Source organism: Nostoc sp. (genome assembly GCF_036917395.1).
Classification (GTDB): domain Bacteria; phylum Cyanobacteriota; class Cyanobacteriia; order Cyanobacteriales; family Nostocaceae; genus Nostoc.
This window is the reverse complement of sequence record NZ_JBALDI010000044.1, coordinates 1-5,199: the sequence shown is the minus strand read 5'-3', so window position 1 is coordinate 5,199 and position 5,199 is coordinate 1. Positions and strand designations below refer to the sequence as shown.

Annotated in this window: 5 protein-coding genes and 2 pseudogenes; 4 read left to right on the top strand and 3 right to left on the bottom strand. The window is 43.6% G+C overall.

Annotated features, from left to right (window positions below):
* The 3 genes from V7K46_RS16115 to V7K46_RS16105 all read right to left on the bottom strand — a co-directional run.
* Positions 1-406, bottom strand: a 406-nt coding sequence (locus V7K46_RS16115; RefSeq protein ID WP_335114771.1) for a hypothetical protein, incomplete at its 3' end; no start/stop codon positions are given.
* 45 nt (positions 407-451) lie between these two features.
* Positions 452-1,732, bottom strand: a complete 1,281-nt coding sequence (locus tag V7K46_RS16110; protein ID WP_335114769.1) for a S41 family peptidase — start codon at positions 1,730-1,732, stop codon at positions 452-454.
* A 60-nt stretch (positions 1,733-1,792) separates the two neighbouring features.
* Complete coding sequence (locus V7K46_RS16105; protein WP_335114767.1) at positions 1,793-2,182, bottom strand: hypothetical protein; 390 nt, start codon at positions 2,180-2,182, stop codon at positions 1,793-1,795.
* 297 nt (positions 2,183-2,479) lie between these two features.
* Between V7K46_RS16105 and V7K46_RS16100 the strand changes: the two genes are divergently transcribed.
* The 4 genes and pseudogenes from V7K46_RS16100 to V7K46_RS16090 all read left to right on the top strand — a co-directional run.
* Complete coding sequence (locus V7K46_RS16100) at positions 2,480-3,736, top strand: sensor histidine kinase (protein WP_335114765.1); 1,257 nt, start codon at positions 2,480-2,482, stop codon at positions 3,734-3,736.
* A gap of 2 nt (positions 3,737-3,738) precedes the next feature.
* The gene (locus V7K46_RS16095) at positions 3,739-4,374 is read left to right on the top strand and encodes a response regulator transcription factor (protein WP_335114763.1); all 636 of its coding nucleotides are present in this window, start codon (positions 3,739-3,741) and stop codon (positions 4,372-4,374) included.
* A gap of 183 nt (positions 4,375-4,557) precedes the next feature.
* A pseudogene (locus V7K46_RS32065) lies at positions 4,558-4,695 on the top strand (IS982 family transposase); the annotation flags it as partial.
* Positions 4,673-4,838 (top strand): annotated as a pseudogene (locus V7K46_RS16090) (IS630 family transposase); the annotation flags it as partial. The pseudogenes V7K46_RS32065 and V7K46_RS16090, both read left to right, overlap by 23 nt.
* Positions 4,839-5,199 lie beyond the last annotated feature (361 nt).

Genomic DNA, 5,199 nt, shown 5'->3' with positions numbered 1-5,199 from the left:
GAGTTTCAGCAAAATTACTGAGTTCGGGGGGAAGAGACTGAGTTAGACGAATGAGTTGGTCAATCTGAATCTGAAGTGTATAGTAGTCCTCATGCTGCCTTTGAGCGATCAACTGACTATTAAATGTCAGAAAAACAATTAACACCCCCAATAAAGCAGCTAAGGATTGGGATACAGCAGAAAAGAACTCAATCGCCACCTGTTTAGGTACTGTCAGCCAGGGGGCGTTTTCCCGCATAGCAAAAACCAAGGTGACAACAAATACAAGCCCGACGATCGCTAGCTGATGGTGGGTAACAGTAGCTATGACTGTCCGCACCAAAGGAGTGTTACTGAGTCGCACCAGGACTTGCAGACCTGGGACTGGTTCACAAATTTGAAGTCGTTGAGCTTTGCGGGTTGACATGATTGAAAGTGGCGATAGTAGATATTCTCAAGAGTATCCCTATACTTATTGCCCACGTTGTAAACTTAGATGATTGGCCTGCGACTGAATCAATTTGCTCAGGTCAGCAACCGCCCTAGCATATTGAGGATCAGCTAATGTCCCCAAGGTTCGGTTTTGCACCAATGCTTTTTGTTGTGCCTTGGTTAATTCCACATTAATATCTGGTGCAATGCCGACATGATTGATATCTCGACCTTTAGGTGTGTAGTATTTGGCGATCGTTAGTTTCAGCGCCGAACCATCAGAAAGTGGCTCTACGGCTTGAACTAAACCTTTACCGAAGGTGCGAGTCCCTACTAACCTGGCGCGGTTGTCATCTTGCAGCGCTCCCGACAGAATTTCGCTGGCGCTGGCAGACCCTTTATCGACTAGTACCACTAAGGGTTTGTTGGTGAGAGGATGTCCCGACGCATTGTAGCTATCTTTAACTTGATCTCGATTTACCAAAGACACGATCGCCCCTTGCTTTAACCACATACTGGCAATTTGCAAACTCGCATCCAGCAGTCCACCTGGGTCTGAACGCAGATCCAAAACATAGCCCTGCACCTGCTGTTTTTCTAAAGTTTGAATTGCCTGATGCATTTCTATAGGAGCCGTTTGCGTAAACTCTGGTAAACGAATATAACCAATCTTACCCACTGCTGTTGTTTGCGTGTTATAAGTTACAGGATGGATAGCAATATTTGCGCGGGTAAGGTTAAAAGTTTGCGATTGATTGCCCCGTTGAATTGTCAGCACTACCTTAGTTCCCACCGGGCCCAGAATTCGCTTAACGGCATCCTCAATTTTCATTCCTTGAGTTATTTGACCGTTAATCTGGACAATTACATCGTCCGGCAAAATACCCGCCCTAAAAGCAGGTGTTCCTTGAATCGGGGTGATAACAGTTAAGGCTTTAGTTTTTTCATTCAGTGCCAGTTCCAACCCGACACCACTGAGGTTGCCAGAAAGGTCTTTATTTAGGGCAAGAAATTCCTGGGGATCGAAAAACTCCGTATAGCGATCGCCTAATTTAGCCACCATTTCTTGAATCGCCCCATAAGCCTGTTTGTTGGAACTATAGGAACGGCTAAGATACTGCTGTCGAATTGCTTTCCAATCTTGATGGTTAAAGTTGACATCAACATAATTTTTATCTAGGATTTGCCACACCTCATCCACGAGTTTTTGGGGGTTAGCTTGGGGTTTACCTAGAGCTTTTGAAGCGTAGAGACTAGTTCCTGCCAGGATTGTTGCGATAATAGCGAGTTCTATCTTGAGGATCAATTTTTGCTTGAACATAGTTTAACTATTTATTAGCATCTATTGTCTTATAAGTATTCTTTCTTTTGACTTGTTGCACTAGGATTTATCTTGGGATTGCCCTTTACGGTGGGGATAGGCAGTCTTAAAAATATCCTGAATTTTAGTCTTTTGTTCAGCCGTGAGATTTAGGCTCAATACTGCTTTACGCATTCTTTCACCTTGTTGTAATTTCGTTGACAATTGCTTTACCTGATCTGGAGTCAGAACTGCCTCAACTTGCTTGCGAACTGCTTCGCGTTTTTCGGCACGTTCCGGCGTATTCGCTCCAGGAGAGTTGGGAGTAGAAGCGTTGGTATTAGATACCTTTGTCCCAGAGTCCTCCCCTTGAGACACATCTGGAGACTTAGAACTGGTGCAACCTGTCATTCCTCCAATCAGGATAGTTGCAAGTAAAAGGGTTGGTAAAATTATCTGTTTTTTAATCATTTACTTCTCTGATTTTTGTTGTGTGTAATCCGACTGTATCTGACTCAATTTCAATTTATGACTGTTTAGAAGGTGTTTGAAAAGTTACTGCTTTACTCACACCAGCTAATCTTAAAAGTTGGCATAGGTTTGTGCATGAGCTAAAATTCCTAACCTGACCAGTAAAAAAGTACTCAAGTAATTGTGACTTTTTTCCTAATTTAGAAATAGTTAATCAGTCGGAATGGCTCTATCAATACTAGAGACAGATTCGTTATATAGGAAGAAGAGTTTCATCCTAAAATTGAGAAAATACCTATGGTTTTGTTACAAAGACCATTGAGTTGGAACAGTTCTATGGTTCGCTTGACCTATCCATCGTTTCGTCTGTTGCTTTACCTAGAGTGGCTGTTATTAGCCACGGCAATGTTCATGGAAGTTGTACTGCCGTTTGAGTTGTCCTGGTCCTTGCTGCTACGAGTTGTCGCGATCGCCACCTTCAGCTTGATGGGCTTGAGACTACCAATGGTGAAGCTGGAAACAAAATTATTTTATACAGCCCTGGAATTCGGTTTAATTTTGCTACCAGCAACTCAACATAGCTTATCTCCTCGCTCCTTTTTACTGCTGTGTCTGGTACTGGTGATGCGGAGTTGTCTTATATTTAAACGACCGGGACAGTTGGTTGTCTTGATTTTCTCTCTGGTGTCTCATGGAACACTGTTTTTGTCAAGACCGATTGAACCTAAGAATTTTATGCGAGATAAGATAATCGCCATGTCCTGGGATTGGCGATTAAGTAATATGTTATTGTTTAGTTTAACGTTAGTATTCGCTTTATTATTAATTAATGCCCTGCTTGCAGAGCGCCAAAGTCGAGAGCAGTTAGAAATTGCCCATCAGCAATTAGAGATAACCAATCAACAACTGTGTCAGTATGCATTACGGATTGAAGATCAGGCAACCTTGCAGGAACGCAACCGAATTGCCCGCGAAATTCATGATGGGTTGGGACACACTCTAGTTGCCCAAACTATTCAGATTAATAATACCCTGTTGTTCTGGGAATCAAATAATCACAAAGCATTGACATTTCTCAAACAGGCAAAGGAATTGGGGGCTGAAGCGCTGCTGGAAATTCGGAGATCACTTTCTGTTTTGCGTTCAAATCCTTTGCAAGGGCAATCTCTCAAATCAGCCATTGAAAAGCTGCTGACAGATTTTCAGCAAACCACAGGTATTGAACCGTCCTGTAAAATTGATTTACCGTACACTTTACCAACAGAAGTAAACACGGCCCTTTACCGGATTGTCCAAGAATCGCTGACAAATATTTGCAAACACGCTCAGGCGACGAGTGTTACCGTTGGATTACTGGCTCACACTGGGATAATTCATCTGTCAATCGAAGATAATGGAAAAGGGTTTAACCCCACTCAAAATACAACCGGGTTTGGGCTACAAGGGATGCGAGAACGAGCGGTTGCACTGGGCGCTCAGTTAAATCTCCACAGTCAATTAGGAACAGGTTGCTGTATTTCTGTTTCTTTGCCACTATCAAAGCTGTTGTTTTAGCTATGATTCGGATTTTATTAGTTGACGATCAGCATCTTATTCGCCAGGGACTTAAGAGTATGCTTGAGTCGAATGCCGAGATGCAGGTAATCGGTGAGGCGGAGAATGGGCAACGCGCACTTGAGGTGATTGCTGCACTGCAACCCGATATTGTGCTAATGGATATTCGGATGCCTGTAATGGATGGAGTTGCCACAACAAAGGCGATCGCTCAACAATATCCTGACATTAAGGTTCTCGTTCTGACCACCTTCGATGATGATGAGTATGTTTACCAGGCGATGCGGCTGGGTGCAAAGGGCTATTTACTTAAGGACACCGAACCTGATGAATTAATGTTGGCAATTCGATCCGTCTACAAGGGACAAACCCTACTCGGCCCGGGATTGTTTGAAAAAGCACTGATGCCGATTACCGCACCTGTCCCGTCTGTGCAAACCCCTCCAGAATTGGCGCAACTCACACCCAGAGAATTAGATGTATTGCGGTTAATTGCTTCTGGAGCCAATAACCGTGAAATTGCCGAATCGCTGTTTCTTTCAGAAAATACTGTTAAGAATTATGTTACCAATATTTTGAGTCGGTTGAATTTACGCGATCGCACTCAAGCCGCTTTGTTTGCCCATTCCTTATTCTGACTTTTCCCGTTAAGTCTTGAAAAGCTTGTTCACAAAGGTTTCTCAGCGTAGCCCGCCGCAGGCATCGCACTGTGCCAGTTGCGTAAGTTCTATTAACTCAAGTTGCTAGTTATGCATTCGAGCGATCGCAAGGGGTTCATTTAAGCAATAAAATCCCCTCCAGAGGAAAAATAGGAGGGGCTTATGCTAAATGAAATAATTGCGAGCTATGCTATCACTGATGACCTACTTCAGGCGCTCGGACATGGTGACGACATTCGTCGTCAGATGACTGATGCAGAAATTCTTACAACGGCACTGGTTGCAGCGCAAAGCCGAAACTGGAGATGTTCTGCCGTTGCCCAATCACCCGCCTGGCAACAACCACTTGCATCACAAACTGGGATCAATTTCGGGCTTTTGCTAAATCTCATAGTGATAAAACCCAGGTAGAGATGGCTCAACTGTGGGAGGGTAACATCAGCGATGCCTTCTCTACCAGAGGCTTCACCAACGGCGAACTATGCTAACACACAATTGCAAGAGGGTTGAAGAAAATTGGGTTGACGCGAAAAAAAAGACCTATGGTAAGCGATCGCTAACCAGAGACGGAATTGTTATGCGTTCTTAACCAAGTTCACTTTTGATTCAAGTCTTTTCTGGTCAAACTGACTGAAAGCTTACAAGTTGATGTACTTACGTTTTAATGGGTAAAAGCACAATGCAACTTAATGTTTCAGTAGATGTGTCCCTTCACCCTTGGGGAACCAAACTCAGAAGTTCTTCAACCGTGAGACTGCGCTTAACTTTTACTGACTGATGCTTTACAGCATCCAGCACTGATTG

What these genes read in the sequence shown, in the direction of transcription:
- V7K46_RS16110 (WP_335114769.1), bottom strand. Translation starts at nt 1,732, where the DNA reads ATGTTCAAGCAAAAATTGATCCTCAAGATAGAACTCGCTATTATCGCA.
- V7K46_RS16105 (WP_335114767.1), bottom strand. Translation starts at nt 2,182, where the DNA reads ATGATTAAAAAACAGATAATTTTACCAACCCTTTTACTTGCAACTATC.
- V7K46_RS16100 (WP_335114765.1), top strand. Translation starts at nt 2,480, where the DNA reads ATGGTTTTGTTACAAAGACCATTGAGTTGGAACAGTTCTATGGTTCGC.
- V7K46_RS16095 (WP_335114763.1), top strand. Translation starts at nt 3,739, where the DNA reads ATGATTCGGATTTTATTAGTTGACGATCAGCATCTTATTCGCCAGGGA.